This window comes from Amycolatopsis sp. NPDC000009, assembly GCF_055563465.1.
On the sequence record NZ_JBVHDI010000010.1, the window covers coordinates 276,820 to 302,801 of the forward strand.

Annotated in this window: 25 protein-coding genes; 11 read left to right on the top strand and 14 right to left on the bottom strand. The window is 69.8% G+C overall.

The window, feature by feature from the left end:
- Positions 1-39: 39 nt before the first annotated feature.
- From ACZ3HL_RS26220 to ACZ3HL_RS26235, 4 genes are read right to left on the bottom strand one after another with little or no spacing between them, the layout of a single operon-like run.
- A complete protein-coding gene (locus ACZ3HL_RS26220; protein WP_465534393.1) occupies positions 40-537 on the bottom strand; it encodes a GNAT family N-acetyltransferase in 498 nt (165 codons plus the stop codon).
- Complete coding sequence (gene ligA, locus ACZ3HL_RS26225; RefSeq protein WP_465534395.1) at positions 530-2,662, bottom strand: NAD-dependent DNA ligase LigA; 2,133 nt, start codon at positions 2,660-2,662, stop codon at positions 530-532. Before ligA ends, ACZ3HL_RS26220 begins: the two co-directional genes overlap by 8 nt.
- Positions 2,663-2,672: 10 nt before the next feature.
- Positions 2,673-3,365 carry a hypothetical protein gene (locus ACZ3HL_RS26230; protein WP_465534397.1) on the bottom strand — a complete coding sequence of 231 codons (693 nt, stop codon included), beginning with the start codon at positions 3,363-3,365 and terminating at the stop codon, positions 2,673-2,675.
- Between the two features lie 22 nt (positions 3,366-3,387).
- Entirely contained in the window at positions 3,388-4,425 is a 1,038-nt protein-coding gene (locus ACZ3HL_RS26235) for a methionine synthase (RefSeq protein ID WP_465414021.1), read from the bottom strand.
- 120 nt (positions 4,426-4,545) lie between these two features.
- Between ACZ3HL_RS26235 and ACZ3HL_RS26240 the strand changes: the two genes are divergently transcribed.
- The 3 genes from ACZ3HL_RS26240 (at position 4,546) to ACZ3HL_RS26250 (ending at position 7,027) form a co-directional block, all read left to right on the top strand.
- Positions 4,546-5,355 (top strand): LURP-one-related family protein, encoded by an 810-nt coding sequence (locus ACZ3HL_RS26240; protein ID WP_465534399.1) that lies wholly within the window; start codon positions 4,546-4,548, stop codon positions 5,353-5,355.
- Positions 5,356-5,549: 194 nt separating this feature from the next.
- Positions 5,550-6,587 carry an MBL fold metallo-hydrolase gene (locus ACZ3HL_RS26245; protein WP_465534401.1) on the top strand — a complete coding sequence of 346 codons (1,038 nt, stop codon included), beginning with the start codon at positions 5,550-5,552 and terminating at the stop codon, positions 6,585-6,587.
- Positions 6,584-7,027 carry a GNAT family N-acetyltransferase gene (locus tag ACZ3HL_RS26250; protein WP_465534403.1) on the top strand — a complete coding sequence of 148 codons (444 nt, stop codon included), beginning with the start codon at positions 6,584-6,586 and terminating at the stop codon, positions 7,025-7,027. Before ACZ3HL_RS26245 ends, ACZ3HL_RS26250 begins: the two co-directional genes overlap by 4 nt.
- 77 nt (positions 7,028-7,104) lie before the next feature.
- On the opposite strand, the gene mnmA is transcribed toward ACZ3HL_RS26250, so the two are convergent.
- Genes mnmA through ACZ3HL_RS26270 form a run of 4 tightly spaced genes read right to left on the bottom strand, consistent with a single transcriptional unit; the run spans position 7,105 to position 12,119 of the window.
- Entirely contained in the window at positions 7,105-8,196 is a 1,092-nt protein-coding gene (mnmA, locus tag ACZ3HL_RS26255; RefSeq protein WP_034315910.1) for a tRNA 2-thiouridine(34) synthase MnmA, read from the bottom strand.
- Between the two features lie 5 nt (positions 8,197-8,201).
- Complete coding sequence (locus ACZ3HL_RS26260; RefSeq protein WP_465534405.1) at positions 8,202-9,398, bottom strand: cysteine desulfurase family protein; 1,197 nt, start codon at positions 9,396-9,398, stop codon at positions 8,202-8,204.
- 48 nt (positions 9,399-9,446) lie between these two features.
- A complete protein-coding gene (locus tag ACZ3HL_RS26265) occupies positions 9,447-10,841 on the bottom strand; it encodes an MFS transporter (RefSeq protein ID WP_465534407.1) in 1,395 nt (464 codons plus the stop codon).
- 24 nt (positions 10,842-10,865) lie between these two features.
- Complete coding sequence (locus ACZ3HL_RS26270) at positions 10,866-12,119, bottom strand: helix-turn-helix transcriptional regulator (RefSeq protein ID WP_465534409.1); 1,254 nt, start codon at positions 12,117-12,119, stop codon at positions 10,866-10,868.
- Between the two features lie 133 nt (positions 12,120-12,252).
- On the opposite strand from ACZ3HL_RS26270, the gene ACZ3HL_RS26275 reads away from it, so the two are divergent.
- Complete coding sequence (locus ACZ3HL_RS26275; protein WP_465534411.1) at positions 12,253-13,143, top strand: NADP-dependent oxidoreductase; 891 nt, start codon at positions 12,253-12,255, stop codon at positions 13,141-13,143.
- A gap of 45 nt (positions 13,144-13,188) precedes the next feature.
- On the opposite strand, the gene ACZ3HL_RS26280 is transcribed toward ACZ3HL_RS26275, so the two are convergent.
- The 4 genes from ACZ3HL_RS26280 to ACZ3HL_RS26295 all read right to left on the bottom strand — a co-directional run bounded on the left by ACZ3HL_RS26280 (position 13,189) and on the right by ACZ3HL_RS26295 (position 16,795).
- A complete protein-coding gene (locus ACZ3HL_RS26280) occupies positions 13,189-14,067 on the bottom strand; it encodes a lysophospholipid acyltransferase family protein (RefSeq protein WP_465534413.1) in 879 nt (292 codons plus the stop codon).
- On the bottom strand, positions 14,064-14,846 hold the full coding sequence (locus ACZ3HL_RS26285) for a GNAT family N-acetyltransferase (RefSeq protein WP_465534415.1): 783 nt from the start codon (positions 14,844-14,846) through the stop codon (positions 14,064-14,066). The genes ACZ3HL_RS26280 and ACZ3HL_RS26285 overlap by 4 nt, the downstream gene beginning before the upstream one ends.
- Positions 14,847-15,023: 177 nt before the next feature.
- Positions 15,024-15,983, bottom strand: a complete 960-nt coding sequence (locus ACZ3HL_RS26290; RefSeq protein ID WP_016336565.1) for an electron transfer flavoprotein subunit alpha/FixB family protein — start codon at positions 15,981-15,983, stop codon at positions 15,024-15,026.
- Positions 15,984-16,009: 26 nt separating this feature from the next.
- Positions 16,010-16,795: an electron transfer flavoprotein subunit beta/FixA family protein gene (locus ACZ3HL_RS26295; protein ID WP_126734521.1), complete on the bottom strand. Its 786-nt coding sequence runs from the start codon at positions 16,793-16,795 to the stop codon at positions 16,010-16,012.
- 243 nt (positions 16,796-17,038) lie between these two features.
- Here ACZ3HL_RS26295 and ACZ3HL_RS26300 point away from each other — a divergent pair, with 243 nt between their 5' ends.
- On the top strand, positions 17,039-17,890 hold the full coding sequence (locus ACZ3HL_RS26300; RefSeq protein WP_465534417.1) for a DegV family protein: 852 nt from the start codon (positions 17,039-17,041) through the stop codon (positions 17,888-17,890).
- On the opposite strand, the gene ACZ3HL_RS26305 is transcribed toward ACZ3HL_RS26300, so the two are convergent.
- Positions 17,871-18,311: a hypothetical protein gene (locus ACZ3HL_RS26305; RefSeq protein ID WP_465414049.1), complete on the bottom strand. Its 441-nt coding sequence runs from the start codon at positions 18,309-18,311 to the stop codon at positions 17,871-17,873. The two genes, ACZ3HL_RS26300 and ACZ3HL_RS26305, sit on opposite strands and share 20 nt — an antisense overlap.
- A 137-nt stretch (positions 18,312-18,448) precedes the next feature.
- On the opposite strand from ACZ3HL_RS26305, the gene ACZ3HL_RS26310 reads away from it, so the two are divergent.
- From ACZ3HL_RS26310 to ACZ3HL_RS26330, 5 genes are all read left to right on the top strand, one after another.
- Complete coding sequence (locus ACZ3HL_RS26310) at positions 18,449-19,222, top strand: class I SAM-dependent methyltransferase (protein WP_465534419.1); 774 nt, start codon at positions 18,449-18,451, stop codon at positions 19,220-19,222.
- Complete coding sequence (locus ACZ3HL_RS26315; protein WP_465534421.1) at positions 19,219-20,730, top strand: 1,4-alpha-glucan branching protein domain-containing protein; 1,512 nt, start codon at positions 19,219-19,221, stop codon at positions 20,728-20,730. The genes ACZ3HL_RS26310 and ACZ3HL_RS26315 overlap by 4 nt, the downstream gene beginning before the upstream one ends.
- A 13-nt stretch (positions 20,731-20,743) precedes the next feature.
- Positions 20,744-21,229: a glutathione peroxidase gene (locus tag ACZ3HL_RS26320; RefSeq protein ID WP_192743028.1), complete on the top strand. Its 486-nt coding sequence runs from the start codon at positions 20,744-20,746 to the stop codon at positions 21,227-21,229.
- A 227-nt stretch (positions 21,230-21,456) separates the two neighbouring features.
- Positions 21,457-22,518 carry a chymotrypsin family serine protease gene (locus tag ACZ3HL_RS26325; RefSeq protein WP_465534423.1) on the top strand — a complete coding sequence of 354 codons (1,062 nt, stop codon included), beginning with the start codon at positions 21,457-21,459 and terminating at the stop codon, positions 22,516-22,518.
- Entirely contained in the window at positions 22,518-22,742 is a 225-nt protein-coding gene (locus ACZ3HL_RS26330) for a hypothetical protein (protein ID WP_465534425.1), read from the top strand. The genes ACZ3HL_RS26325 and ACZ3HL_RS26330 overlap by 1 nt, the downstream gene beginning before the upstream one ends.
- Here the strand turns inward: ACZ3HL_RS26330 and ACZ3HL_RS26335 are convergent.
- A complete protein-coding gene (locus ACZ3HL_RS26335; RefSeq protein ID WP_465534427.1) occupies positions 22,730-24,496 on the bottom strand; it encodes a glycoside hydrolase family 2 protein in 1,767 nt (588 codons plus the stop codon). The two genes, ACZ3HL_RS26330 and ACZ3HL_RS26335, sit on opposite strands and share 13 nt — an antisense overlap.
- A 108-nt stretch (positions 24,497-24,604) precedes the next feature.
- Between ACZ3HL_RS26335 and ACZ3HL_RS26340 the strand changes: the two genes are divergently transcribed.
- The gene (locus tag ACZ3HL_RS26340; protein WP_465414062.1) at positions 24,605-25,858 is read left to right on the top strand and encodes a glycosyltransferase family 4 protein; all 1,254 of its coding nucleotides are present in this window, start codon (positions 24,605-24,607) and stop codon (positions 25,856-25,858) included.
- The last annotated feature ends 124 nt before the right edge of the window (positions 25,859-25,982 follow it).

Sequence of the window (25,982 nt, forward strand, 5' to 3'; positions counted from 1 at the left end):
GTTACGAACTACCGCATTCAGAGGACGAAATGCGGGAGGTTAGGCGAGTTCCAGGCCGTAGGCGATCAGGGTGACCCCGGGATGCGGCTCCCAGTCCCGCTCGGGCAGCCGGACGAAGCCGAGCCGCTCGTAGAGCCGGTGCGCCCGCTCCATCGTGTCCAGGCTGCACAGCACCACCCTCGCCACGCCGAGTTCCCGCGCCCGTGCGATGACCGCCCTGGTCAGCGCCTCACCGATACCGCGTCCGGTCGCCGAGGGCAGCACGCCGAGCATCCGGAACTCCAATTCGCCCTCGTGGGACAGCTCGGCGAACTCGGTGCCCGGCCGGGCGATGGTGACCGTGCCGACCAGGGTGCCGTCCCCGTCCACCGCGACCAGGAGCTCGGCCAGCTCCGCTCGTTTGGCGGCGTCGACGAGCTCCGCCGCATAACCGACTCCGTCGACAAGGCTTCGCTCCGCGGAGTACGCGGCGAGCGTGAGCTCTCCGACCGCCGTCAGCTCCTCGGAGCGGACGGGACGGATCTCCAGGTCACTCACCGGCGGGCTCCTCCGTCGGCAGCGCGAGCTCGGCCGCGGCCTCGGGGCCGCTTTCCAGCAGCACGCGGAAACCGTTCTCGTCGAGCACCGGCACCTTCAGCTGGACGGCCTTGTCGTACTTCGTGCCCGGAGCGTCGCCGACGACGACGAACGCCGTCTTCTTCGACACCGAACCGGCCGCCTTCCCGCCGCGGGCCATGATGAATTCCTTGGCCTCGTCGCGGGAGTAGTCGTTCAGCGAACCGGTGACGACGATGGACAGGCCTTCGAGGTTGCGCGGGATGGACTCGTCGCGCTCCTCCTCCATCCGCACGCCCGCCGCGCGCCACTTCTCGACGATCTCGCGATGCCAGTCGACCTCGAACCACTCCTTCGCCGCGCGCGCGATGGTCGGGCCGACGCCGTCGACACTGGAGAGCTCCTCCTCCGAGGCGTTCTCGATCCGTTCCAGTGAACCGAATTCCCGCGCGAGCGCCTGCGCCGCCGTCGGGCCGACGTGCCGGATCGACAGGCCGACGATGACCTTCCACAGTGGACGGTCCTTCACCGTTTCCAGGTTGTCCAGCAGCTTGCGCCCGTTGGCCGACAGCTCCCCCGCCTTGGTGCGGAACAGCTCCACCTGGAGCAGTTTTTCCTCGTCCAGCTCGAAGATGTCGCCCTCATCGTGCACGACACCGGCGTCCAGCAGCGCGACCGCCGCCTCGTAGCCGAGCACCTCGATGTCGAACGCGCCCCGGCCGCCCAAATGGAACAGCCGCTCACGCAACTGCGCCGGGCAGGATCGCGAATTCGGGCAACGGATGTCGATGTCGCCCTCCTTCTGATACGCCAGCTCGGTGTCGCAGTTGGGGCAGCGCAACGGCATCACGAACTCGCGCTCCTCGCCGGTGCGCGCGTCGGCGACCGGGCCGAGCACCTCGGGGATGACGTCGCCCGCCTTGCGGATGACGACCTTGTCCCCGATCAGCACGCCCTTGCGCTTGACCTCTTCCTGGTTGTGCAGCGTCGCCATCGCCACCGTGGACCCGGCCACCTTCACCGGCTCCATCACCGCGAACGGGGTGACCCGCCCGGTGCGGCCGACGTTGACCTGGATGTCGAGCAGGGTGGTGATCGCCTCTTCCGGCGGGTACTTGTAGGCGATCGCCCAGCGCGGAGCCCGCGACGTCGTGCCGAGACGGCGTTGGAGCCCGACCTCGTCGACCTTGATGACGACGCCGTCGATCTCGTGTTCGGCGTCGTGCCTGTGTTCACCCCAGTATTCGATGTGGTCCAGCAGGTCCTTGCCCGAACCGAGCACCTTGCTGTGCGGCGAGACCGGCAGGCCCCAGGCGGCCAGTGCGTCGTACGCCTCGGACTGGCGCTTCGGTTCGAACCCCTCACGTTTGCCGAGACCGTGGCAGATCAGCCGCAGGTTTCGGGACTTCGTGATCTTGGGATCCTTCTGCCGCAACGACCCGGCGGCGGTGTTGCGCGGGTTGGCGTACGGATCCTTGCCCGCCTCGACCATCTTCGCGTTCAGGGCCAGGAAGTCTTCCACGCGGAAGAACACCTCGCCGCGGACCTCGACCAGCGCGGGCACCGGGAACTCGTCCGTCCCGGTCAGCCGCTCGGGCACCTGCTCCAGCGTGCGGACGTTGAGCGTGACGTCCTCACCGGTGCGACCGTCGCCCCTGGTCAGCGCCCGGGTCAGCCGGCCGTTCTCGTACAGCAGGTTGATCGCGAGCCCGTCGATCTTCAGTTCGGCGAGGTACTTCGTCGCGCCGATCTCCTTCTGGACGCGCTCGACCCACGCCTCGAACTCGCCGGTGTCGAAGACGTTGTCCAGGCTGAGCATGCGCTCGAGGTGGTCGTGCGCGACGAACTCGGTGGAGAACGTTCCGCCGACGTTCTGCGTCGGCGACTCCGGCGTCACCAGCCCGGGGTGCTCGTCCTCGATGGCCTGCAGCTCGTTGAGCAGCTCGTCGAACTGGCCGTCGGACACGATCGGTGAATCCAGCACGTAGTACCGGAACTGGTGACCGCGGATCTCCTCCGCCAGTGCGGCATGCCTTTCACGGACGTCGGCCGGTACGTCCGTGAAATCCTCGGCTGGCTCGGGGTTTTCGGGAAGTTCGCTGCTCACGGGGGTAACCCTAGTCCGAGGTACCGACATTTCCGGACAGCCTGCCGACCACCTCGCGCAGTTCCGGCAGGGTCAGCTGCCCCTCCTGGGCCTCGGCCACCAGCTCGACCTTGCCCAGCCGTTCGGCCGCGACCCGCTCACCCAGCGTGGCGTCCAGTGGCAGGAAGGTCATGGTCGTCCGGGTCTCCGGCGCGAGCTCGCCGATCAGCGGGTGGAACACGGTCACGTCCACCCGTCCGGCTGATTCGTCCACCTTCGCGGTCACCCGGACGTCGGCGAGCGCGATCCGGGTCTCGCCGAGGTTGACGGTGACCTCACTCGGATCGGGCACCGGCGGCACGGAGTCGTGGTACTCCCAGATCGCGTCCTCCGGCGGCGCCGCGGCCTTCCACGCGTCGGTGTACGGGCGCAGTTCCGGGTCCTCCTGGCCGGTCAGCACCAGCGAATAGATCGCCCGGTGCCCACGATCGAGGGAAAAGTGCAGCCGGGGGTGCAGCGCCTCGACGATGGTGCAGAGGTCGTGCTCCACCCGATGCGGTTCACGATCGCCGAGCGCGGCGCTGACCTCCGGCAGGAGCGCGAACCAGGCCTCCCAGAACTTCTCCGCCGCGGCGGCCGCGTCCTCGGGGACCGGCTGCTCCGGCCAGGCGGTGCGGGGGTCGGGAACGTCCTCGGTCTTGCGGGAGCGGCGGAACAAACGCATGACGGGCACGCTACCGCGCCGCTCACCAGCCTTCAGGCGGTTCGGTGAAAGCCTTGCCGGACTCACGGCTGAGCGTGAGCGCGCGGCGCATCCAGTCGGGAGTGGCGCCCGCCAGACCGCACGCCGGGGTCGGCACGACCCGTTCGGCGAGGATCTCGCGGCGGAAACCCAGCCGGTCGACGAGGTTGAACACGGGCGTGACCACGTCGCGCAGCTCCACCGGGACACCGGGGTCGGTCGTGGGGACGAGCCCGAGCATCAGCGTCGCCCCGGAGTCCAGCGTCTCGCCGATCTCGTCGAGCTGCGCGGGCGAGGCGCCCCTCAGCAGAGTGAAATCGAAGGCGATCGCCCGCGCCCCCGCCGCGCGCAGCAACGAGATCGGCGGCTTTTCGGCGCAGCAGTGCACCGCGACCGGCTGACCGGTGATCCGCTCCGCGCCGGAGATCACCGTCGACAGCAGTTCGCGTGCCTCCGGCGCGGGCACGGCGGGAACGGTGCCGTAGCCGGACGCCGTCGGGAGATCACCGGCGAGTACCTCCGGCAGCGACGGTTCGTCGAACTGGATCACCACCGGCGCGCCGAGCCGCGACTTCAGTTCCGCGACGTGCCCGGCCAGCCCGTCGAGCAGCGACGCGGCGAAATCGCGCAGCGCGCCCTTGTCGGTGAGGATCCGGTGCCCGCGCGGGAGCTCGACGTTCGCGGCGAGCGTCCACGGCCCGGCGACCTGGATCTTGAAGGCGGGCGGCGCGGCGCCCGCCTTTTCCCGCGCCTCCTGGACCGCGTCGAGGTCCCAGTTCATCAGGTCGACGGCCCGGCGGTGGTCGTGCCCGGGACGGGCGGCGACCCGGTAACCGCTCGGCACCACCTCGACCGCGAGGTCGACCAGCAGTGCCGCCGTCCGGCCGATCATGTCGGCACCGACGCCACGGGCGGGAAGTTCGGGCATACAGGGGAATTCGGGCAGTTCGCCGAACACGATCGAAGCGGCCTCGACCGGATCGGTACCGGGCAGGGAACCGATCGCGGTGGCCGCGCCAAGGGGCCAAGGTCGTTCGTTCACACCCGGATTCTCCCCTTGGTCCGAGTGTGCGGGGCGGCGGGGCGGGGGAGGACACGGACATTCGACGCAATTGCCGTCGACGAGCCCGAGACGGCACTGAGCGCATTACGCTGACCTGCCATGACGAGCTCCCCACAGCCCGCCGGCTGGTATCCGGACCGGCAGAACCCCCGGCTGTACCGGTGGTGGGACGGGCAGGCCTGGACCGCGAACACGCGGCCGTCGCACGACGCCGAGATGATCGAACTGGACGTCGAAGGCGCGCACGACCCGGACAAGATCCGGGCACAGGCGGCGCGGGGCACCCAGGGCCGCGGCAGCGGTGTCGTCGGCGGCGGGACGCTGTTCTCCGAACCCGTGCTGGTGGTCAACCAGCGCGCGAAACTCATCGAGATGGCCAACGAGTTCGGCGTGTTCGACCAGAACGGCAACCGCCTCGGCGGCGTCGTCCAGGTCGGGCAGAGCACGCTGAAGAAGGCCATCCGGCTGCTCACGAACTACGACCAGTTCCTGACCCACCGCTTCGAGATCCGCGACGCGAACCACAGCACCGTGCTGAAGGTGACGCGGCCGGCGAAGGTGTTCAAATCCCGGTTCCTGGTGACGAAGGCCGACGACTCCCCGATCGGCGAGATCGTGCAGGAGAACGTGTTCGGCAAGATCCGGCTGGGGTTCGTGGTCGACGGGCGGAAGGTCGGCGGGATCTTCGCGGAGAACTGGCGGGCGTGGAACTTCGCGATCAAGGACGACGCGGACGTCGAGATCGCGCGGATCACGAAGACCTGGGGCGGTTTCGTGAAGGCCGCGTTCACCACCGCCGACAACTACGTCGTCGAGATCCACCGGCCGCTGCGGGATCCGCTGGCGTCGATGGTGGTGGCCTCGGCGCTGACGATCGACACGGCGCTGAAGCAGGACGACAAGGGCTGACACTTCCGTCACCTGCCGCATTTCGTCCTCTGGATGCGGTAGTTGCACGCGCAAGGACCGCATCCAGAGGACTGAATGCGAGCGGCACGAGTGACCGGGGTCTCACACTCCTGAAGTGGACACTCGGCTTCCGGCGGCACAAAGTGGAGGGACTGAGGCGGCACACTGGAGTGCGTCCGGGACGGAGGGTCACCATGGAGCCGTTGCCCGAAGACGGCGAACGGGACTGGGCCGAGCCAGGCGTCTACACGGTTTCGCCGGGGGTCCACCGGATCCCGCTCCCTCTGCCGCACGACGCGTTGCGCGCGGTCAACGTCTACGTCGTCACCGACGGAACCCGCCTGGTCCTCGTGGATTCGGGCTGGGCGCTGGAGTCGGCCCGCGAGCGGCTTTCGCGCGGGCTGAAGGCGCTCGGCGCCGATCTCGGCGACATCGACGAATTCCTGATCACCCACGTGCACCGCGATCACTACACCCTCGCGGTGGAACTGCGCCGCGAATTCGGCGGCACGCTCGGGCTCGGGAAGCGGGAGGAGCCGTCGCTGGTCCGCTCCGGCGACCCGGACCGCTTCCCGTTGGAGGCGCAGGTCAGCCTGCTCGAACGCTGTGGCGCGGGGCCGGTCGTCGAGGAGCTCGCCAAGGCCTTCGGCGGTGTCCGGCACACCGAGGCGCATCTGTGGGAACAGCCGGACGAATGGCTCGTCCCCGGCAAACGACGGATCGTGCCCGGCCGCGAGTTCGACATCGTGCACACGCCCGGCCACACGGACGGGCACGTCGTCTTCGTCGACGACGAGGCCGGGCTGGTGTTCTCCGGCGACCACGTGCTGCCGCACATCACGCCGTCCATCGGCTTCCAGCCGGTGCCCACGGAGCTGCCGCTGAGCGATTACCTCGACTCCCTGCGCCTGGTCCGCGAGATGCCGGACCGGCGGATGCTCCCCGCGCACGGTCCGGTCACCGGCAGCGTCCACGCCCGGGTGGACGAATTGCTGGAGCACCACCGAGACCGGCTCGAAGTCATGGGCGCCGAGATCACCGCGGACGTCACGACCGCGTACGAGGTCGCGCTGCGGCTGGGCTGGACGCGAAGGCAGCGCGAACTTCCCGACATGGACCCGTTCAACCAGATGCTCGCCGTCCTCGAGACCGGCTCGCATCTGGATCTGCTGGTGGCCCAAGGGAAACTCACCGCGGCCGAGACCGACGGGGTGCGACACTACGCCTCATGATCATTCGTGAAGCGCGCCGGGAAGACGTCGCGGCGATCGTCGGGATGCTCGCCGACGACCAGATCGGCAGCACCCGCGATTCCGCCGACGACCTCACGCCGTACCTCGAAGCCTTCGAGCAGATCGACGCCGATCCGGCACAGTCGCTGATCGTCGCCGAAGACGGCGGGGAGGCCGTCGGCACGCTCCAGCTGTCGATCATTCCCGGCCTGGCGAGGAAAGGCGCGCTGCGCGGGCAGATCGAGGCCGTCCGGGTGCGGGCGAGCCATCGCGGCTCCGGTCTCGGCGGCGAGCTGATGCGGTGGGCGATCGACGAATCACGGCGGCGGGGCTGCGCCCTCGTCCAGCTGACGTCGGACGTGAAACGCGAGGACGCGCACCGGTTCTACGAACGCCTCGGTTTCGAGGCCACGCACACCGGCTTCAAGCTGAAGTTCTAGTCCCCCGCCGCATTTCGTCCTCTGGATGCGGTAGTTGCACGCGCAAGGAACGCATCCAGAGGACTTAAATGCGGGGGTTAGCGAGTGCCGGAGATCTTCGCGCTGCCGAGCACGAGGTCGCCTTCGGCGGCATCGGTGCGGTACAGCACGACGACCTGCCCCGGAGCGACGCCGCGCAGCGGCTCACGCAGCTGGATGCTCACCGAGTCACCGGACACCTCCGCGACGGCCTCGACGATCCCGCCGTGCGCGCGCACCTGCACGACGCATTCCGTGGGACCGTCCAGCGGCCGCTCGCTCGGCCAGATCGGGCGGTCCGCCTCGATCACGTTCACGCCGAGGTCCCGTGCGGAACCGACCTTCACCGTGCCCGAAACCGGCTCCAGCGACAGCACGTAGCGCGGCCGCCCGTCCGGCGCCGGCGCCTCGATGCCGAGCCCCTTGCGCTGGCCGACGGTGAAACCGTGCACACCGGTGTGCTCACCGAGCACGGCGCCGGTCTCGGCGTCGACGAGCTGCCCGGGACGCTGGCCCAGCCGCTTCTCCAGGAAGCTCTTCGTGTCCCCGTCCGGGATGAAGCAGATGTCGTGGCTGTCCGGCTTCTTCGCCACCGACAGGCCCCGGCTCGCGGCCTCGGCGCGCACGTCGGTCTTCCACGAATCGCCGAGCGGGAACAGCGAATGCCGCAGCTGCTCCGGGGTGAGCGAAGCCAGCACGTAGGACTGGTCCTTGCCCGTGTCGACGCTGCGGCGCAGCTCCGGCACACCGTCCACAAGGGACAGACGGGCGTAGTGCCCGGTGGCGACGGCGTCGAAGCCGAGCGCCATCGCCTTGTCCAGCAGCGCCTCGAACTTGATCTTCTCGTTGCAGGTGACGCACGGGTTCGGCGTCCGGCCCGCGGCGTACTCGCCGACGAAGGTCTCGATGACCTCTTCGGTGAACCGCTCCGCGAAGTCCCAGATGTAGAACGGGATGCCGAGGATGTCGGCCGCGCGCCGAGCGTCGCCGGAGTCCTCGATCGTGCAGCAGCCACGGGATCCGGTGCGCAGCGTGCCGGGCTTCGCCGACAGCGCCAGGTGCACCCCGACGACCTCGTGCCCGGCGTCCACGGCGCGCGCGGCGGCCACCGCCGAGTCCACTCCCCCGCTCATCGCGGCCAGTACGCGCATCTTCCTCACACCTCTTGCTTCTGCGTCTGCTTGCGCATTCCGGCGAGTCCCGCCTGCCTCGCCCTGTCGACGACGCCCGCGATCTCCCTCGAAACCGCTTCAACGTCTTCCGGTGCCGAGGTATGCCCGAACGAGAACCGCAGCGACCCGCGCGCGGCCGCGGGTTCGGCGCCCATGGCCAGCAGCACGTGGCTCGGCTGCGCGACACCCGCCGTGCACGCCGAACCAGTGGAACATTCGATGCCCTTGGCGTCCAAGAGCATCAACAGGCTGTCACCGGCGCAACCCGGGAAGGTGAAGTGGGCGTGCGTGGGCAGCCGCTCGCCCTCGCCGCCGTTGAGCACCACGTCCGGCACCTCGCGCCGGACGGCCTCGATCAGGTCGTCCCGCAGCTCGGCGACGCGTTTGGCGTACTCCTCGCGGCCGTCGACCGCGGCCTTCACCGCCGTCGCGAACGCGATCACCGCGGGGACGTCGAGCGTGCCCGAACGCACGGCGCGCTCCTGGCCGCCGCCGTGCAGCACCGGCACGCACGTGGTGTCGCGGCCGAGCAGCAGCGCGCCGACACCGTACGGGCCGCCCAGCTTGTGCGCGGTGAGGGTCAGCGCCGCGGCGCCGCTCCCGGCGAAGTCGACCGGCACCGCGCCGACGGCCTGGACGGCGTCGGTGTGCAGCGGGATGTCGTGTCCGGCGCAGACGGCGGCGAGCTCGGCGACCGGGTTGACCGTGCCGACCTCGTTGTTCGCCCACATCACGGTGACCAGCGCGACCGTCTCGGGGCTGTCGCCGATGGCGGTGCGCAGCGACTCGGGAGTGACCCGGCCGGCCTGGTCGACCTCGACCCAGGTGATCTCGGCGCCCGCGTGCTGCTCCAGCCATTCGACGGATTCGAGGACGGCGTGGTGCTCGACGGTGCTGCACAGCACCCTGTTCCGCTTCGGGTCCTCGCCGTTGCGGGCCCAGAAGATGCCCTTGACCGCGAGATTGTCGCTTTCCGTGCCACCCGCGGTGAAGATCACCTCGGACGGCCGGGCGCCCAAGGCCTCCGCGATCACCTCGCGGGCTTCTTCGACCCGGCGGCGGGCCCGGCGTCCCGAGGAATGCAGCGCGGAGGCGTTGCCCACTGTGGACAGCGCCTCGGACATCGCCGCTACGGCTTCGGGCAACATCGGGGTGGTCGCCGCGTGGTCGAGATAGGTCATCGCTACACCAGGGTAGACCGCTCCGGGGCGTGACCAAGCCCACCCTGGTCAGCGGGTGGCGGCGCTCATATCCGACGGCCACCGGCCGGTCACCCGCACCCCGAGCAACGCGATGCCGGTCAACACCACCGAAAGCACCACGATCGCCACCGAAGGCTCCTTCGCCGACGCCAGCGAAGCGAGCAGGACACCGCCCAAACCGATGGTCAGAGCCGATCCGACCCAGTCGCCGAGCTGCAGCGCCGAGGTGTTGAACCCACGTTCGGCCTCCGGCGAGTAGCGGAGCAGCAGTACCGAGATCGCGGGCATCGCGATCCCCATCCCGGAGCCGCCGACGGCCGACGCGACGAACGCCATCCAGCCGGGGAACGAGGGCAGCGGGACGAAGACGAAGATCGCCAGACCGGCCGCGACCAGCGCGAACCCGGTCCGCAACGACGCTTCGCGCGACCAGTCGAGCATGCGGCCCTGGAGCATCGACCCCGCCGACCAGCCCAGCGCGGTCACCGTCAGCGGCAGCCCGGCCAGCGCGGGGCTGTATCCGTGGACTTCGGTCATCGTGAGCGGCAGATAGGCCTCCATCCCGGCGTACGCGCCCGCGATCAGCGCGCGCGAGGCGATCACTGTGGGCAACCCCGGCCGCGACGTCAGCGTCCCGGCGGGCAGGAGTTTGCGGAGCGCGTACGCGAGGGCGGCCAGACCCGCGCCGCCGTAGGCCAGCGCCGCGAGGGACGGGTGCTGCGCCGCCCAGGTGAGCGCGGCGACGCCGAGCGCGGCGACCACCGCGGGCACGACCCCGGCGCGCCTCGCGGATTCGGCGGGCGCGTGCCGGGGAAGCTTGCGCGTGACGACGATCAGCAGCGCGAGCCCGATCCCGGTCAGCGGGATCAGCCCGAGGAAGACCCAGCGCCAGCCGACGCCCACGGTCACCACGCCCGCGATCGAAGGCCCGATCACCGCGGGCAGCACCCACGCGGCGGCGTTGGCGGCGTAGATCACCGGACGCTCGCGGTCGCTGAACGTGAGCGCGATCAGCAGCGACACCGAAACCAGCAGAAGGCCGGAGCCGAAGCCCTGCAATCCCCTGCCGAGCAGGAGCGTCGGCATGTCGTGCGCGAGCCCGGCGACCAGCAGCCCGGCGGCGAACAGCGCGGTACCGGCGAGCAGCGCGGGCGCCGGGCCCTTGCGGTCGCCGAGGCGTCCGGAAAGGACGGTCGCGACGACGCTGGCGACCAGGAACGTGGTGAACGGCCAGGCGTACAGCGCGAGGCCGTCGAGATCGGCCACCATCGTCGGCATCGCGGTGGCGACGCCCATGCTCTCGAACGCGATGAGCGTGACCATGAGCAGCAGCCCGATGGTGGTCACGCGGTGCTCAGGTGTCCAGAGCACACCCTTCGGTTTGGCCTCGTCCCCAGTGATCGTCATACGACGAGCCTGCAACCTCCAGCTCGGTGGAGGTCAAGCTCACGACACCGATTCCAGGCGCAGCTCACGCGCCAGCACGGCGGCCTCGCCGCGCGACGTGACCTCCAGCTTCCCCAAGATCTTCCGCACGTGGAACTTCACCGTGTGCTCGGTCAGCGCCAGCTCTTCGGCGATCTGCCGGTTGCGTTTCCCGCGCGCGATCCCGGCGAGGACTTCGAGTTCGCGCGCGTTCAGCCGGTCGAGCGGGCGCAGTTCCGGCGTTTCCTGCACGCCCAGCGGCAGGACCGCGGTGATCGTGGTGCCCCAATCTGGCACGGCGTCGACCTCCCAGCGTCCGCCGAGCGGGGTGATCCGCTCGGTGAGGCCGCTGGCGGGCACGGCACGGGCGACGTCCGGGCCGTCGTCGCGCACGGTGACCCGGAGGTGCTGCCCGTCGATCCGCCAGGACGCCCGGACCCGGCCGCCGCCCCGCTCCAGCGCGGCGAGCACGAGGCCGCGCGAGACCGTCCGCGCGGTGTGCGCGATGTCCTGCGGGAGCGGCCGTTCGTCGTCCGGCCCGGCGAGGTCGACGGTCACGTCGTTGTGGCGCACCAAGGGAGCCAGCTGCGTGACGAGGGTGTCGAACGCTTCCGACGCCGGCTCCGCCGAGAGTTCCTGATCGCGGTCGGCGATCGAGCGCAGTTCGACGAGCGCGGTGGCGGCGAGGTCCGTCGCGGTCTGCCGGGCCGCAGCGTCGCCGAGCCGCCGTGATCGGAGCACCGAGAGCAACGACGTCAACGTGGTCGCGTGGGTCTGCCCCAGATCGGTGATCGCCCGCGCCCGCGCGGTGGCCGCCGCGATATTGCTCTCCAGGACGGCCGGCTCGGGGTCGGTGGCGCGCTGGGCGGCGTTCACGCTGACGATGTCCCACAGCTTGGCGACGAATTCGAGTGCGCCGTCCGGCGGCTCGTCCCCGGCGGGGACGAGCGCGATCATCGCGCCCTTGCCGATCACCGGCGCCGAAGTGAGGACGACGAGTTTCCGGCGCTTCCCGCCGAGCGGCTCTTCGGCCACCACCGCCCGGCCCGGAACACCGAGCGTGGCGAGCCGCTGAAGCTCGGAGCTCGTGACCGCGCCGGTGATCGCCGGATCACCGTGGACCTTGATCGGCAGGCGGGAGCAGTCACCGGTCTCCATGGCGGCGGCGCGGTGCGGCAGCACGGCCGCGGCCGTCGTGGAAAAGCGCGGCAGGAGTTCGGGGCGCGGAGCGGCGAGCATGTACTCGACCTGGCTCAGCACGTGCAGCGGGTCCATGACTCCACAGTAAGCGCGGTCCGGCGCGGGGACGCTGCTCTCCCGGCTAGTGAACACTGCTCGTCCGGCTGGTTCGGGCGGGGTACGGGCGCCGGTTGACTGATCGCAGCGAAGAAATCCGATAGGAGTGAACATGCGAGCGATCACCATCACCCAGTACGGCGAACCGGACGTCCTGCGGCCGGCCGAGGTCCCGCTGCCGGAGCCCGGCGCGGGTCAGGTGCGGATCGCGGTCAAGGCCGCGGGCGTCAACCCGATCGACTGGAAGATCCGGTCCGGCGCGATGGCGGAGGTCCGCCCGGTCGAATTCCCGCACATCCTCGGCCTGGAACTGGCGGGCGTCGTGGACGCGGTGGGCGAGGGCGCCGATTTCGCCGTCGGTGACGAGGTCTTCGGCTGGTCCGACACCGGCGCGTATGCCGAATACGCGCTGGCGACCACCGTCATCCGCAAACCCGCCGGCCTTTCGTGGGCGGAGGCCGCGTCGCTGCCCACCGTCGGTGAGACAGCGTTGCGGGTACTGGGCGAACTCGAGGTCAAGCCGGGCGAGACGGTGGTGATCCACGGCGCGAGCGGCCAGGTCGGCCGGATCTCGACGCAGGCCGCCGTCGCGCTGGGCGCCACGGTCGTCGGGCTCGCCGGGGCTTCGTCACTCGACGAGGTGCAGGCGCTCGGCGGGGTGCCGGTGCGGTACGGCGACGGCTGGGTATCGCGAGTCCGTTCGGTGGCGCCGGACGGCGTGGACGCGGTGTTCGACGCGGCGGGCTTCGGTGTCTTGAGTGAGTCCGTCGACCTGCTCGGCTCACCTGACCGGCTGATCACCATCGCGGACCCGGCGGCGTACGCGCGGGGGCTGAAGTTCTCGGCGAGCGGCTCGCAAACCCAGGCCGTGCTGGAGGATCTGGTCGCGCGGGACCTGAAGCTGAAGCTGGGCTCCAGCTACGCTCTCGCCGATGCCGCCTCGGCGCACCGGGAGAGCGCGACCGGTCACGCGGGCGGGAAGATCACGCTGACGCCGGCATGACCCGGCCTCGTGAGTGGTAAGGACGGTTAGAACCGTCCTTACCACTCACGAGCTGGGCACCTTGGCAACCGGAGCCGCTGCCGCGCGCCGCCGCCGCTGAGCCGGGATCTGCACCCGCCCGAGCGCCGCCTGCACCGCGGATTCCGCCAGTGCGGCCAGTTCCCGCCGGTCCGAAGCGCGGCCCGGCGCGATCTCCGGGCACACGTGCACCTCCAGCACCAGACCGCGCAGCGCCGCGACCCGCCGCAGCGAGGCGATGAGCGACTCCGGCCCGATGAACGCCGGCTGCGTCGTCTCCCGCCCGTCGGCGAGCCGGAAGCGCAGCGCGAGCGGCCGCACCGGGACCCCGCCGTCGATCGCGGCCTGGAAGGTCGCCGGGCGGAACCGGCCCGAGCCGAGACCGCACCAGGTGGTGCCCTCCGGTGTCACGCTCACGAGTGATCCGCCGCGCATGGCCTCGGCGAGTTCGTCCATCGTCCCGGGGAGGCTCCGCAGGTTCTCCCGGTCGAGGAAGATGCTGCCGCCGCGGCGCACCAGCAGGCCGAGCACCGGCCAGGCGCCGACCTCCTTCTTGGCGAGCGCCCGCATCGGCTGGACGGCGTTGACCGCGATGATGTCCAGCCACGAGATGTGGTTGTTCACCACGAGCGCACCGCGGCCCGGCACGGCGCGGAAACGCTCGTCGCCGAGCACGCGCAGCTTCACCCCGAAGGATTTCAAGATCTCCACGAAGAGCAGGCGCACCAACCGTTCCCTTGGCATGCCGCGCAGCACGAGCACCAGCGGCGCCGACAGGAAGGCGCCGAAGATGACGCCGATCGCCGCGGTGAACCGCAGGACGCGCCGGCCGAACGCCACCGTCGGCGCCCCTTCGCTCAGGCAACCGTCGCCGCACGGCGACTTCGGCATCCAGGCGTGAGTCATCCCTGCACTCCCAGGAAGAACTTGAGGTACCGCTCGTCGACGTTGTGCAGATCCAGCAGGACGAAGAAGTCCGCGACACCGAAATCCGCGTCGAGCGCGGGCGGGCCGTAGATTTTCGCACCCAGGCGGGTGTAGCCCTTGATGAGCGGCGGGAGGATCGCGCGAGCGGGCCGCTCGACACCTTCGGTCCGCCACGGAGTCAGTGGCGTCACCCGAAGGGATTCATCCGCGTAGTGCTTGGCGCGGAGGACATCCCAGACACCCGCCGCGTAAGCCCCGCCGTCGGTCAGCGGCACGGAAGCGCAACCCGCGAGATACCGGTGGCCCGCCAGCAGCATGTAGCGCCCGATCCCCGCCCAGACGAGGCTCACCACGGCGCCGCTGCGGTGGTCGGGATGCACGCACGAACGCCCCGTCTCGACCAGCGAAGGACGCAGCGAATCGAGCGCGGTGAGATCGAATTCGCTGTCGGAGTACAGCTTTCCCGCCCGCGCGGCCCGATCGGGCGGCAGCATCCGGTACGTGCCCACGATCTCGCCGGTGTTGTCGTCCCGCACCACGAGGTGGTCGCAGAACTCGTCGAAGTAGTCGACGTCGAGCCCGGGTTCGAGGGAATTGAGCGTCGCCCCCATTTCCTCGGCGAACACCTGATACCGAAGGCGTTGCGCGGCAACGACTTCTTCGTTCCCGTTCGCCACGAGGAGGGAGTAACGCGGCGCATCGGCCGGGAGTTCGACACCTGCCTGGTCAGTACTGACGAGGAGCTGTGACGTCGTCATGACCAAAGGTCTACTCCTCGGGGGGTACCAACGACAATGCGCCTGATGGCCGATTAGTGCACGTTCAGTTAATTGCGGGTTCTCAGGCTTCTCTCAGGATGGAAGATCACTTCCGGGTAACAGAAAAGGGGCCGCCCGGGAAAGAATTCCCGGACGGCCCCGCTTCGAACGAGGGACTCAGCCCTTGCGCTTCTGGACCTCTTCGGTCAGCTGCGGCGCGACGTTGAACAGGTCGCCCACCACACCGAAGTCGGCGATCTCGAAGATCGGCGCCTCGGCGTCCTTGTTGACCGCGATGATGGTCTTCGAGGTCTGCATACCCGCGCGGTGCTGGATCGCGCCGGAGATGCCGAGCGCGATGTACAGCTGCGGCGAAACCGTCTTACCGGTCTGGCCGACCTGGAACTGCGCCGGGTAGTAGCCCGAGTCGACGGCGGCGCGGGAAGCACCGACGGCGGCACCGAGCGAGTCGGCGAGCGCCTCGACGACGTCGAACTTGTCGGCCGAGCCGACACCGCGGCCACCGGAGACGACGACCGAGGCCTCGGTCAGCTCCGGCCGGTCACCGCCGACGATCGGCTCGACACCGGTGATCCTGGCGGACTTCGCCGGGTCGCCCGCGGGGACCTCGACGGTCTCCTCGGCGGCGGCACCTTCGGCCGGGGCGGCCTCGACCGCGCCGGGGCGGACCGAGATGACCGGGACCCCCTTGGTGGACTTGGACTTCACGGAGAACGCGCCACCGAAGATGGACTGGTCGACGCTGCCGTCGCCGTTCACGCCGACGGCGTCGTACAGCAGACCGGAGCCGAGGCGGACCGCGACACGGGCGGACACCTCCTTGCCCTCGGCGCTGGCCGCGACGAGCACGGCGGCCGGGGAGGTCCGCTCCGCGAGCGCGGCGAGGACGTCCACCTTCGGGGTGACCAGGAAGCCGGTGGCGTTGTCGCCCTCGGCGACGTACACCTTGGCGGCACCGTGCGCGGCGAGGGCTTCCTTCGCCTTGGCGGCGGTTCCGGTCGGGCCGACGACGACCGCCGACGGCTCACCCAGTTCACGAGCGGCGGTCAGCAGCTCGAGCGTGACCTTCTTGACTTCACCGTCGACGTGGTCGACGAGGACGAGTACTTCAGCCATTTCCCTATTCCTCCTCGAAACCTGTCTCAGATGAGCTTCTGCGCGACCAGGTAGGCGGCCACCTTGCTGCCGCCGTCACCCTCGTCCTCGACGCGCTCACCGGCGGTGCGCGGCGGCTTCGGGGAGGCTTCGAGCACGGACGACCAGGCGTTGCCGAGGCCGACCTCGCCGGCGTCGACGCCGAGGTCCGCGACGGTCAGCGTCTCGACCGGCTTCTTCTTCGCGGCCATGATGCCCTTGAAGGAGGGGTAGCGCGGCTCGTTGATCTTCTCGCCGACGCTCACCACCGCGGGCAGGTTCGCCTCGAGGTGCGTGACGCCGTCCTCGGTGTAGCGGTCGGCCTTGATCGAGGTGCCCTCGACGGTCAGCTCGTTCACGTGGGTCAGCTGCGGCAGGCCGAGCAGCTCGGCGATGATCGCCGGCACGGCGCCACCGCGGCCGTCGGAGGCCTCGTTACCGGTGATGACCAGGTCGAAGCCTTCGACCTTCGAGATCGCGGCGGCGAGCACCTTGGCGGTGGCGATCGCGTCGGAGCCGTGCAGGGCCTCGTCGGAGACGTGGATGGCCTTGTCGGCACCCATGGACAGCGCCTTGCGGATCGCGTCGGTCGCGCGGTCGGGACCCACCGAGACGACGGTGACCTCGCCCTCGCCGGCTTCCTTGATCTTCAGGGCTTCTTCGACGGCCTTCTCGTTGATCTCGTCGAGCACGGCGTCGGCGGATTCGCGGTCAAGAGTGTTGTCGGCACCGGAGAGCTTCCGCTCCGAGTAGGTGTCCGGTACCTGCTTGACCAGGACAACGATGTTCGTCATGGGTCTACTTCGACCTCCCGTTGGTGGCCGGCGTCGGCCACGGGGCAACAGCTCTACTGGCCGGTAGATTAGGGCCATTTCAGCGCCGCGGCCCCCCGAGGTGACCTCATTCACCTGGATGCACGTTTTACTGGGACCATCGTCCAGGTAATTCACCCGGAAGTGAGTGTTACCGGCCGACTAACCCGAACGGCCGTATTCCGGGGTACTCCCGGTGAGGGTGACGGGATAACCTGCCCCACCATGCGTTCCATGCCCGGCCCCGTCGCCGTGATCACGGACTCGACCGCCTGCCTTCCCGCCCCGGTCGCCGAACGCTGGGGAATCGGCGTCGTTCAGGTCCAACTGCAGGTCGGAGAGCAATTCGACGAAGAGAACCGTTACGACCGCGAAGACATCATCGGCCATCTGCGCGCCGGGACCCCCGTGAAGACGGCGCCGCCCGAGGTCGCCGCGTTCTTCTGGGCGTTCCAGGACGCCGCGAGCAAGGGCGCCTCCGCGATCGTCAGCATCCACATCTCGGGCCGGATGTCGGAGACGGTGAACGCCGCCCGCGAGGCCGCCCAGCAGGTGAACGTCCCGGTGCACGTCCTCGACAGCGGGACCACCGGGATGAGCCTCGGATTCGCGGCGACCTCGGCGGCCAAGGTCGCCGCCGCCGGCGGGCAGGCCACCCGGGTCATCGACGCGGCCGAACGCCGGTTCCGGGGCAGCCGGGAGATCCTCTACGTCGACACGCTGGAGTTCCTGCGCCGCGGCGGCCGCATCGGCGCCGCGCAGGCGTTCCTCGGCTCGGCGTTCTCGATCAAACCGCTGCTGACGGTGAAGAACGGCGAGGTCGCCCCGCTGACCCGGGTACCGGGCCAGCGGCGGGCGCTCAACAAACTCGTCGACCTCGCGGTGGACTGCGCGGGCGATCAGGACGTGGAGGTCGCCATCACCCGGTTCGGCCCGGACGAACGCGATCTCGAGATCGGCGGACGGCTGCGGGCGCGGCTGCCGCATATGGTCGACAGCACCCTGGTGGACGCCAGCATGATCCTCGGCGCCCACCTCGGGCCCGGCGCCATCGGCATCACGGTGTCGCCGGTGTAGCCCCTTCTTTTGAAATCGACACCCGCGAGGGGATCAGCGCCACCACGATCGGGAGCACCGCGCCCAGCGCCGTCGTCGCGACGATCAGCACCTGGTCCACCGGCTCGAAATGCGAGACGTGGCCCAGGTGGTAGAGGAAATGCGGAAGCCCGAAACAGAAGGTGGCGAGCGCGGCGAGCCTGGCCACGGCGGTCGTCCCGATCACGGCGGCGCCGATCAGGACGGCCGCGAGCGCGAGGTTGAGGCCGCCGAAGTCCTGGATCAGGTGTTCGTTGAAGGGGCCGTCCATCGCCACCCAGCCGGTGCGGAACCCCGGGAAGTCCCGGTAGAAGCCCTCCGGGCTGATCAGCGGCCACAGCCCGACGGGCAGTTCGATGAGACCGAAGACGACGAGCAGTACGCGGGTGATTGTCCGTTGCATACCTCCTGGACTGTGCGGCGCCGCGAAACGTGACACCCGCATTTAGTCCTCTGGATGCGGTAGTTGCACGCGCAAGGACCGCATCCAGAGGACCAACTGCGGCGGAGGTCGAAGTGACCGGCCGGTAGGGTCGCGGCGTGACCACCCCAGCCACCAGGGCCGAAGCGCTGCACCTCACCGGTGAACGCACCGTGCCGGGCATCGCCGAGGAGAACTATTGGTACCGCCGCCACGAGGCCGCGTATCAAAAGCTCCTGCCCCTGTGCGAAGGCAAGACCGTCCTGGAGGCCGGATGCGGCGAGGGCTACGGCGCCGGGCTCATCGCCACCGTCGCCGAGCGGGTGCTCGCGCTCGACTACGACGCCCCCACCACGGAGCACGTCGCCCGCCGCTATCCCGCCATCGGCGTGGCCAGGGCGAACCTGGTGTTCCTGCCGCTGCGGGACGCCTCGGTCGACGTCGTCGCCAACTTCCAGGTGATCGAGCACCTCTGGGACCAGGGCGCCTTCCTCGCCGAATGCCGCCGCGTGCTCTCCCCCGGCGGACGGCTGATCGTCACCACGCCCAACCGGCTGACCTTCACCCCGGACAGCGACACGCCGCTCAACCCGTTCCACACCAGGGAGCTCGCACCGTCCGAATTGGACGAACTGCTGCGTGACGCCGGTTTCGAGGTCGAGACGCTGCACGGTCTCCACCACGGCGAGGGCGTCGCGAAGCTCGACGCCAAGTACGGCGGCTCGATCATCGACGCGCAGCTCGACGTCGTCATGGGGCAGCTGCCGGGACAGGCGATCTGGCCCCCGGAGCTGCTCGCCGACGTCGAAGGCATCCAGGCCGCGGACTTCGCGATCCACGGCGAGGACCTCGACGCCAGCCTCGACCTCGTGGCCGTGGCGGTGCGGCAATGAGTGAGTACGAGGGCACGTTCTGCCTCGTCGTGCACAGCCACCTGCCATGGCTGCCGCACCACGGATCCTGGCCGGTCGGCGAAGAATGGCTCTACCAGGCATGGGCGCATTCCTACCTGCCGATGGTGGATCTCCTGCGCCGCTTCGCCGACGAGGGCCGCGAGGACGTCCTCACCCTCGGGATGACGCCGATCCTCGCCGCCCAGCTCGACGACCCGTACTGCATCGACGCCTTCCACGACTGGCTCGGGCATTGGCAGCTGCGGTCCTGGCACGCGTCCACGCTCTGGCGCGGCGACCCGCTGTTGCGCGAGCTCGCGGCGAGCGAGTACCGGACCGCGCTCAAGGCATCCGATGAACTCGAAACCCACTGGCGGCACGGTTTCTCACCGATCCTTCGGTCCTTTGTGGACAACGGGACGATCGAACTGCTCGGCGGCCCGCTGGCGCATCCGTTCCAGCCGCTGCTCGACCCGGCGGTCCGGGACTTCATGCTCCGCGGCGGGCTGGCCGACACCGCGCTGCGGATCGGACAGCGTCCCGAAGGCATTTGGGCACCTGAATGCGGTTACGCGCCCGGCATGGAAGCCGGATACGCCGCCGCGGGCGTGCGGCGGTTCATGGTCGACGGGCCGTCCCTGCACGGTGACACCTCGGCGGCGCGGACGGTCGGCGATTCCGACGTCGTGTGCTTCGGCCGCGACCTCGAAGTCACATACCGCGTCTGGTCACCGAAGGCCGGCTACCCCGGCCACGCCGCCTACCGCGACTTCCACACCTGGGCGCACGAAGTCGGCCTCAAACCGTCGCGGGTGACCGGCAAGACCGTCGAGCCGCCGGACAAGGCACCGTACGACCCGGCGATGGCGACGGCCACCCTCGGCGGCCACGTCCAGGATTTCGTCGACACCGTCGTCGCCCGCCTGCGTTCGCTCAAGGCCGAGCACGGCCGCGAATCGCTCGTCGTCGCCGCGTACGACACGGAACTGTTCGGGCACTGGTGGCACGAGGGCCCGGCCTGGCTCGAAGGTGTCTTGCGCGCGCTGCCCGAGGCGGGCGTCCGGGTCACCACGCTCAAGGGCGCGCTCGAAGCGGGCCACCTCGGCGGGAAGGTCGACCTCCCGGCGTCGTCGTGGGGCTCCGGCAAGGACTGGCGGGTCTGGGACGGCGAGCAGGTCGCCGACATGGTGCGGGACAACACCGCGCTGCAGCACCGGATGCTGGACCTGGTCACCGGGATGGACACGACGACGCGTGACGCCGTCCGCGACCAGGCCGTCGCCGAGGCGATGCTGGCGCTGTCGAGCGACTGGGCGTTCATGGTCACCAAGGATTCCGCCGCCGACTACGCGCGGCGGCGGGCGAAGGTGCACACCGAACGGTTCGACACCCTCGCCGGGCTGCTCCGCGACGGTGCGCTCGACCGCGCGCGGGAGACGGCGGCCGCGTTCCGGCGCGACGACGGGCCCTTCGGCCACGTCGACGCGCGTGACCTGCTGAGGAAATGACGAAAGGGAGAGCATGGGGATCCACGACATTCCGCTGAAGACACTCGCGGGCGAGGACACGACGCTCGGCGCGCTCGAGGGCAAGACGCTGCTGGTGGTGAACGTGGCGTCGAAATGCGGGCTGACGCCGCAGTACACCGGGCTGGAGAAATTGCAGGAGCGCTACGCGGACAAGGGTTTCTCCGTCGTCGGGTTCCCGTGCAACCAGTTCGCCGGGCAGGAACCGGGTACCGCCGAGGAGATCCAGACCTTCTGCTCGACGACGTACGGTGTTTCGTTCCCGTTGTTCGAAAAGCTGGACGTGAACGGCGAAACCCGGCACCCGCTCTACGCCGAACTGACCAAGGCCGCCGACGCGGAAGGTGCCGCCGGCGACGTGCAGTGGAATTTCGAGAAGTTCCTCGTCGCCCCGTCGGGTGAAGTGGTGGGACGATTCCGCCCGCGCACCGAACCCGAAGACGAAACGATCACCAAGGCGATCGACGCCACGATCGGCTGACACCTTTTTCCGGGTATTCGGGGACCAAAGTCCCCGAATACCCCGGCCGCTCGCGCGATGTCCGGTTGCTCGATCACAAACCCTTGCCACACAAGGGAAATTCTGACATTCCCGAGTGAACCGCCATACCCGATTGCACTATGGCGCCGCCCCGCGGACAGGGGAACACTCTTTCGTCGGGACTCCCGCACTTCTTCAACGCCGACGACCAGAAAAGTGTGGCCGACATGATCGAGAACAATATGATCCCGGACGATTTCCTCTCCCTCGCGAGTGTGCAGGCGGCCGAAGAGGACGCGTTGCTGAACCGGCAGAACGTGGTCGGTGTCGCGCTCGGCACCAAATGGTCCGGTGGGAGGGACACCGGCGAGAAGGCGATCACCGTCCTCGTCGACACGAAGATGCCGCACGAGATGCTGCGTGACGACGACCTCGTCCCGGCGACGCTGGCGGGGGTGCCCACCGACGTCCAGGAGGTCGGCGTGCTGCAGGCGGGCCGCAGTATCGCCGCGCCGAAGGTGAACGGCGCCGCCACGATGCTCGACGAACCCCAGGCTCCGGCCCTCGCCCGCCCCGACGAACTCGCCCGCGAGCAGGTCGGCCCGTTCACCCTCGCCAAGCGGTTCCGCCCGGCGTTCGGCGGGCTGAGCGTCGGCCACTTCAAGATCACCGCCGGCACCTACGGCACCGCGGTCTACGACGCGACGGCACTGCCCGGCAAACCGCCGAGGTACTACATCCTGAGCAACAACCACGTGCTGGCGAACTCCAACGCCGCCGCCATCGGCGACCCGATCCTGCAGCCCGGCCCGTTCGACGGCGGCGTCGTCCCCACCGACGTCATCGCCAGGCTGAGCCGGTTCGTGCCGATCAAGTTCATCCAGCCGGGGCAGCCGGTGCCGGTGAACTTCGTCGACGCCGCGATCGCCGAAGGCCAGTTCCACGACCTCGACCGGCGGATCTTCTGGGTCGGCGAGCTCAAGGGCACGAACGTGGCCCCCGCGGTCGGCACGCTCGTGCAGAAGACCGGCCGGACCACGAACTGGACGACCGGGCGGATCACGAACATCAACGCCACCGTCGACGTGAACTACGGCGGCGGCAGGGTGGCCCGGTTCGCGCAGCAGCTGCTGACCACCGACATGTCGGCCGGTGGCGACTCGGGCAGCCTCGTGGCGGACCTGAGCGAGAACGCCGTCGGCCTGCTGTTCGCCGGTTCGCCGGTGGTCACCGTGATCAACCGGATCTCGCTGGTCGAAGCGTCGCTCGGGATCCGGGTGCATCCGTAGTGGCCGACAGCGGCAACGTGGACGCCGCGCTCGTGGAGGCGTCGCGGTGGCTCGACGACGTCCCCGGAGTGGTCGGCGTCGGGCAGGGCGAGGCCGAGGGGGCACCCACGATCGACGTGTGGATGAACCCCGGTCACGACCCCGGGCAGCTGCCTTCTCAGCTGCTCGGGGTGCCCGTCCGGGTCCGGGACCCGGGCGGTCCGGTGGAGGCTCAGCCGGGCTGACCGGCCTCGATGACCGCGCGATTGCGGGCCGCGACGGTCGCCGCGTCGGCCTTCACCACCCGCCGGTCGTAGGTGAGCAGGCCGTTGACCTCGTTCTCGACGTCGGTGGTCTGGGTGTAGATCGCGCCGGACAGGCCGGTTCCGGCGATGATCTTTTCGAGGTGCTCACTGACCTCGGCATAACGCTTCGTCAGCTGTGCCGAGGTCGGCGTCATCTCGTAGGCCTGTGGCTCGCCCGGCCAGCGGTGCTCGTCGATGACCAGGCCGAGACCGCCGTACTCGCCGTCGACGATCACCCTTCCGTCCTTCACCGAGGGCTGTCCCGGCCCGACGTAGGTGTGGTCGTCGTAGACGTCGCCCGCGACGGCGTCCGGCCGCGAGAAGCAGCAGTTCACCCCGCTGTTCGCGACGACGAGCCTGGTCGGGTCGAGGTCCTTCACCAGCTTCGCGATCCGCGCGGTGTCGAATTCGCCCCAGCCCTCGTTGAACGGCACCCAGCCGACGATCGAGGTCACCCCGCGCAGCTGCTCGATCATCTCGGTCAGTTCGGCTTCGAACCGTGCCTGGGCCTCCGGGACCGGGTCGGGCGCGGTGCCGGGAGGGCCGTCGAAGGAGACGGTGAGCGACGGCATGTCCTGCCAGACGAGCAGGCCCAGCCGATCCGCCCAGTGATACCACCGCTCCGGCTCCACCTTGACGTGTTTGCGGACGAAGTTGAAGCCGAGTTCCTTGGTCTTCTCCAGGTCGAACCGCAACGCCTCGTCGGTGGGGGCGGTGTGGATCCCGTCCGGCCAGTACCCCTGGTCGAGCGGGCCGTGGAGGAAGGTGATGCGGCCGTTGAGCGCGATCCGCGGCCTGCCCTGGGCGTCGGCGACCGTCCCGATCGTGCGGAGCCCGGTGTAGGACTCGACGACGTCGAGCGGGTGGCCGCTCTCGTCGAGCAAGCGGACCTGGAGGTCGTAGAGATACGGATCGCCGGGGGACCACAGACGCGGCGAAGGCACCTCCGCACGCAATCGGTGTCCTACGGCGTCCGCGACGCGTGCCACTTCCGGGCCATCGGGCTCACTGACGATCAGCTCCACCCGGGCGCCGCCTGTGACCTTGGGCACAACCGTCACCCCTTCGAGATCCGGCGTCACCTGGAGATCCCGGACGTGCCAGGACGGCACCGGCTCCAGCCAGACGGTCTGCCAGATCCCCGACGCGGCGGTGTAGAAGATCCCTTCCGGGGCGTTCCGCTGCTTGCCGACGGGGTGGGTCGAGGCGTCGGTGCGGTCCGCGACGCGGACGGTCAGTTCCTGCGATCCCGACGGGCGCAGCACGTCGGTGATGTCCGCGCTGAAGGCCGTGTACCCGCCCTCGTGGACGGCCACCTTCTGGTTGTTGACCCAGACCTCGGCGGACTGGTCGACGGCGCCGAAGTGGAGCAGCACGCGGTGACCGTCCCAGCCGGACGGGACCTCGAAAACCTTGCGGTACCAGAGGGTTTCGTCGCGCCGTCCGATACCGGAGAGCGCCGACTCCGGCGGGAACGGCACCAGGATCCGCTCGCCGTACCCGTTCCGGCCGGGTGCGCCGCTGCCCGCGTACTCCCAGACGCCGTTGAGGTTCAGCCAGCGTTCGCGGACCAGCCTCGGACGCGGGTACTCCGGCAGCGCGTGGCCGGGCCCGACCTGCGCGGACCACGGCGTCGACAGCACCGGTTCGACGGACTTGAAGGCCGGTCCGGCCGCGTTCACCGAGGACGTCATCGACCCGATGGTGGCAAAGATCGACGTTCCTGTCGCCCTCGATCGGGTTCACCGGGAGGGGTGATCGCCCCGTCCCGGTGACGACCGACTCACGAGTAACCTCCACCCATGCGCGTGCTGATGTTGTCGTGGGAGTACCCACCCGTGGTCGTCGGCGGACTCGCACGGCACGTCCACGCCCTGGCCCGGCATCTCGCCCGGCAGGGGCACGACGTGGTCGTCCTGTGCCGTCACACGGCGGGCACCGACGCCGAGACCCACCCGAGGACCGATCGCGTGGTCGAAGGGGTCCGGATCATCAGGGTCGCCGAGGATCCGATGCACGTGACCTTCGAACGGGACCTCGTCGCGTGGACGCTGGCCATGGGGCACGCGATGGTCCGCGCCGCCACCGACCTGCTGCGCGCCTGGCAGCCGGACGTGGTGCACGCGCACGACTGGCTGGTCACCCATCCCGCGATCGCGATCGCGGAGGCCGCGCGGGTGCCGCTGGTCGGCACGATCCACGCCACCGAGGCCGGTCGGCACTCCGGCTGGCTCTCGCATCCGCTGAACCAGCAGGTGCACTCCGTGGAGTGGTGGCTCGCGAACCGCTCGGACGCGCTGATCACCTGTTCGCAGGCGATGCGCCGCGAGGTGGCGCATCTGTTCGAGGTCGACGGCGACGCGGTCACCGTGATCCACAACGGCATCGAGGAACGCACCTGGCAGGTGCCCGCGGAAGAGGTCGCGCACGCGCGCGAGGTCTACAGCCCTTCCGGCGCGCCCCTGCTGCTCTACTTCGGACGGCTGGAATGGGAGAAGGGTGTGCAGGACCTGCTCGCCGCGCTCCCCCGCATCCGCCGCGCCAAACCGGGGACGCGGCTGGTCGTCGCCGGCAAGGGACGCCATCTGGAGGAACTGGTCGACCAGGCCCGCAAGCTGCGCGTCCGCCGCGCGGTGGACTTCGTCGGGCATCTGTCCGACCGTGAGCTGCGCGCCGTACTGGCCGCGGCCGACGCCGTCGTGCTGCCCAGCCGCTACGAGCCGTTCGGGATCGTCGCACTGGAGGCCGCCGCCGCGAAGGCGCCGCTGGTCGCTTCGACCGCGGGCGGGCTCGGCGAGGTCGTCGTCGACGGCGAGACCGGCCTGGCGTTCAGCCCCGGCGACGTCGAGGCGCTCGGGGACGCCGTCGAGGCGGTGCTGGACGACGAGGTCGCCGCCGCCCGCCGCGCGCTGACCGCGCAGTCGCGCCTGGCCGCGGACTTCGACTGGGGCCGGATCGCCGAAGCGACCGTCGCGGTCTACCGGCGGGCTCGCGTCGGTGAGCCGGTGGAACTGGGGAGGCCGAAGATCGCGACGGGCAACGCCTTCGAGCCCTGATCACGCGCGTTTCGTGCTGCGAAAGCCCACCTGGTCTCAATCGGTTGTTGCAAGTGGTGGCGGCTGATAGGAGATCCTCATGCCAGGACCGCGGTTGACGCGCGAGGAGCGGGACAAGATCCAG

Coding starts and splice junctions, on each gene's coding strand:
- ACZ3HL_RS26230 (WP_465534397.1), bottom strand. CDS start 3,365: ATGCGTTTGTTCCGCCGCTCCCGCAAGACCGAGGACGTTCCCGACCCC.
- ACZ3HL_RS26240 (WP_465534399.1), top strand. CDS start 4,546: ATGACGAGCTCCCCACAGCCCGCCGGCTGGTATCCGGACCGGCAGAAC.
- ACZ3HL_RS26245 (WP_465534401.1), top strand. CDS start 5,550: ATGGAGCCGTTGCCCGAAGACGGCGAACGGGACTGGGCCGAGCCAGGC.
- ACZ3HL_RS26250 (WP_465534403.1), top strand. CDS start 6,584: ATGATCATTCGTGAAGCGCGCCGGGAAGACGTCGCGGCGATCGTCGGG.
- mnmA (WP_034315910.1), bottom strand. CDS start 8,196: ATGCGCGTACTGGCCGCGATGAGCGGGGGAGTGGACTCGGCGGTGGCC.
- ACZ3HL_RS26260 (WP_465534405.1), bottom strand. CDS start 9,398: ATGACCTATCTCGACCACGCGGCGACCACCCCGATGTTGCCCGAAGCC.
- ACZ3HL_RS26270 (WP_465534409.1), bottom strand. CDS start 12,119: ATGGACCCGCTGCACGTGCTGAGCCAGGTCGAGTACATGCTCGCCGCT.
- ACZ3HL_RS26275 (WP_465534411.1), top strand. CDS start 12,253: ATGCGAGCGATCACCATCACCCAGTACGGCGAACCGGACGTCCTGCGG.
- ACZ3HL_RS26280 (WP_465534413.1), bottom strand. CDS start 14,067: ATGACTCACGCCTGGATGCCGAAGTCGCCGTGCGGCGACGGTTGCCTG.
- ACZ3HL_RS26285 (WP_465534415.1), bottom strand. CDS start 14,846: ATGACGACGTCACAGCTCCTCGTCAGTACTGACCAGGCAGGTGTCGAA.
- ACZ3HL_RS26290 (WP_016336565.1), bottom strand. CDS start 15,983: ATGGCTGAAGTACTCGTCCTCGTCGACCACGTCGACGGTGAAGTCAAG.
- ACZ3HL_RS26295 (WP_126734521.1), bottom strand. CDS start 16,795: ATGACGAACATCGTTGTCCTGGTCAAGCAGGTACCGGACACCTACTCG.
- ACZ3HL_RS26300 (WP_465534417.1), top strand. CDS start 17,039: ATGCGTTCCATGCCCGGCCCCGTCGCCGTGATCACGGACTCGACCGCC.
- ACZ3HL_RS26305 (WP_465414049.1), bottom strand. CDS start 18,311: ATGCAACGGACAATCACCCGCGTACTGCTCGTCGTCTTCGGTCTCATC.
- ACZ3HL_RS26315 (WP_465534421.1), top strand. CDS start 19,219: ATGAGTGAGTACGAGGGCACGTTCTGCCTCGTCGTGCACAGCCACCTG.
- ACZ3HL_RS26320 (WP_192743028.1), top strand. CDS start 20,744: ATGGGGATCCACGACATTCCGCTGAAGACACTCGCGGGCGAGGACACG.
- ACZ3HL_RS26325 (WP_465534423.1), top strand. CDS start 21,457: ATGATCGAGAACAATATGATCCCGGACGATTTCCTCTCCCTCGCGAGT.
- ACZ3HL_RS26335 (WP_465534427.1), bottom strand. CDS start 24,496: ATGACGTCCTCGGTGAACGCGGCCGGACCGGCCTTCAAGTCCGTCGAA.
- ACZ3HL_RS26340 (WP_465414062.1), top strand. CDS start 24,605: ATGCGCGTGCTGATGTTGTCGTGGGAGTACCCACCCGTGGTCGTCGGC.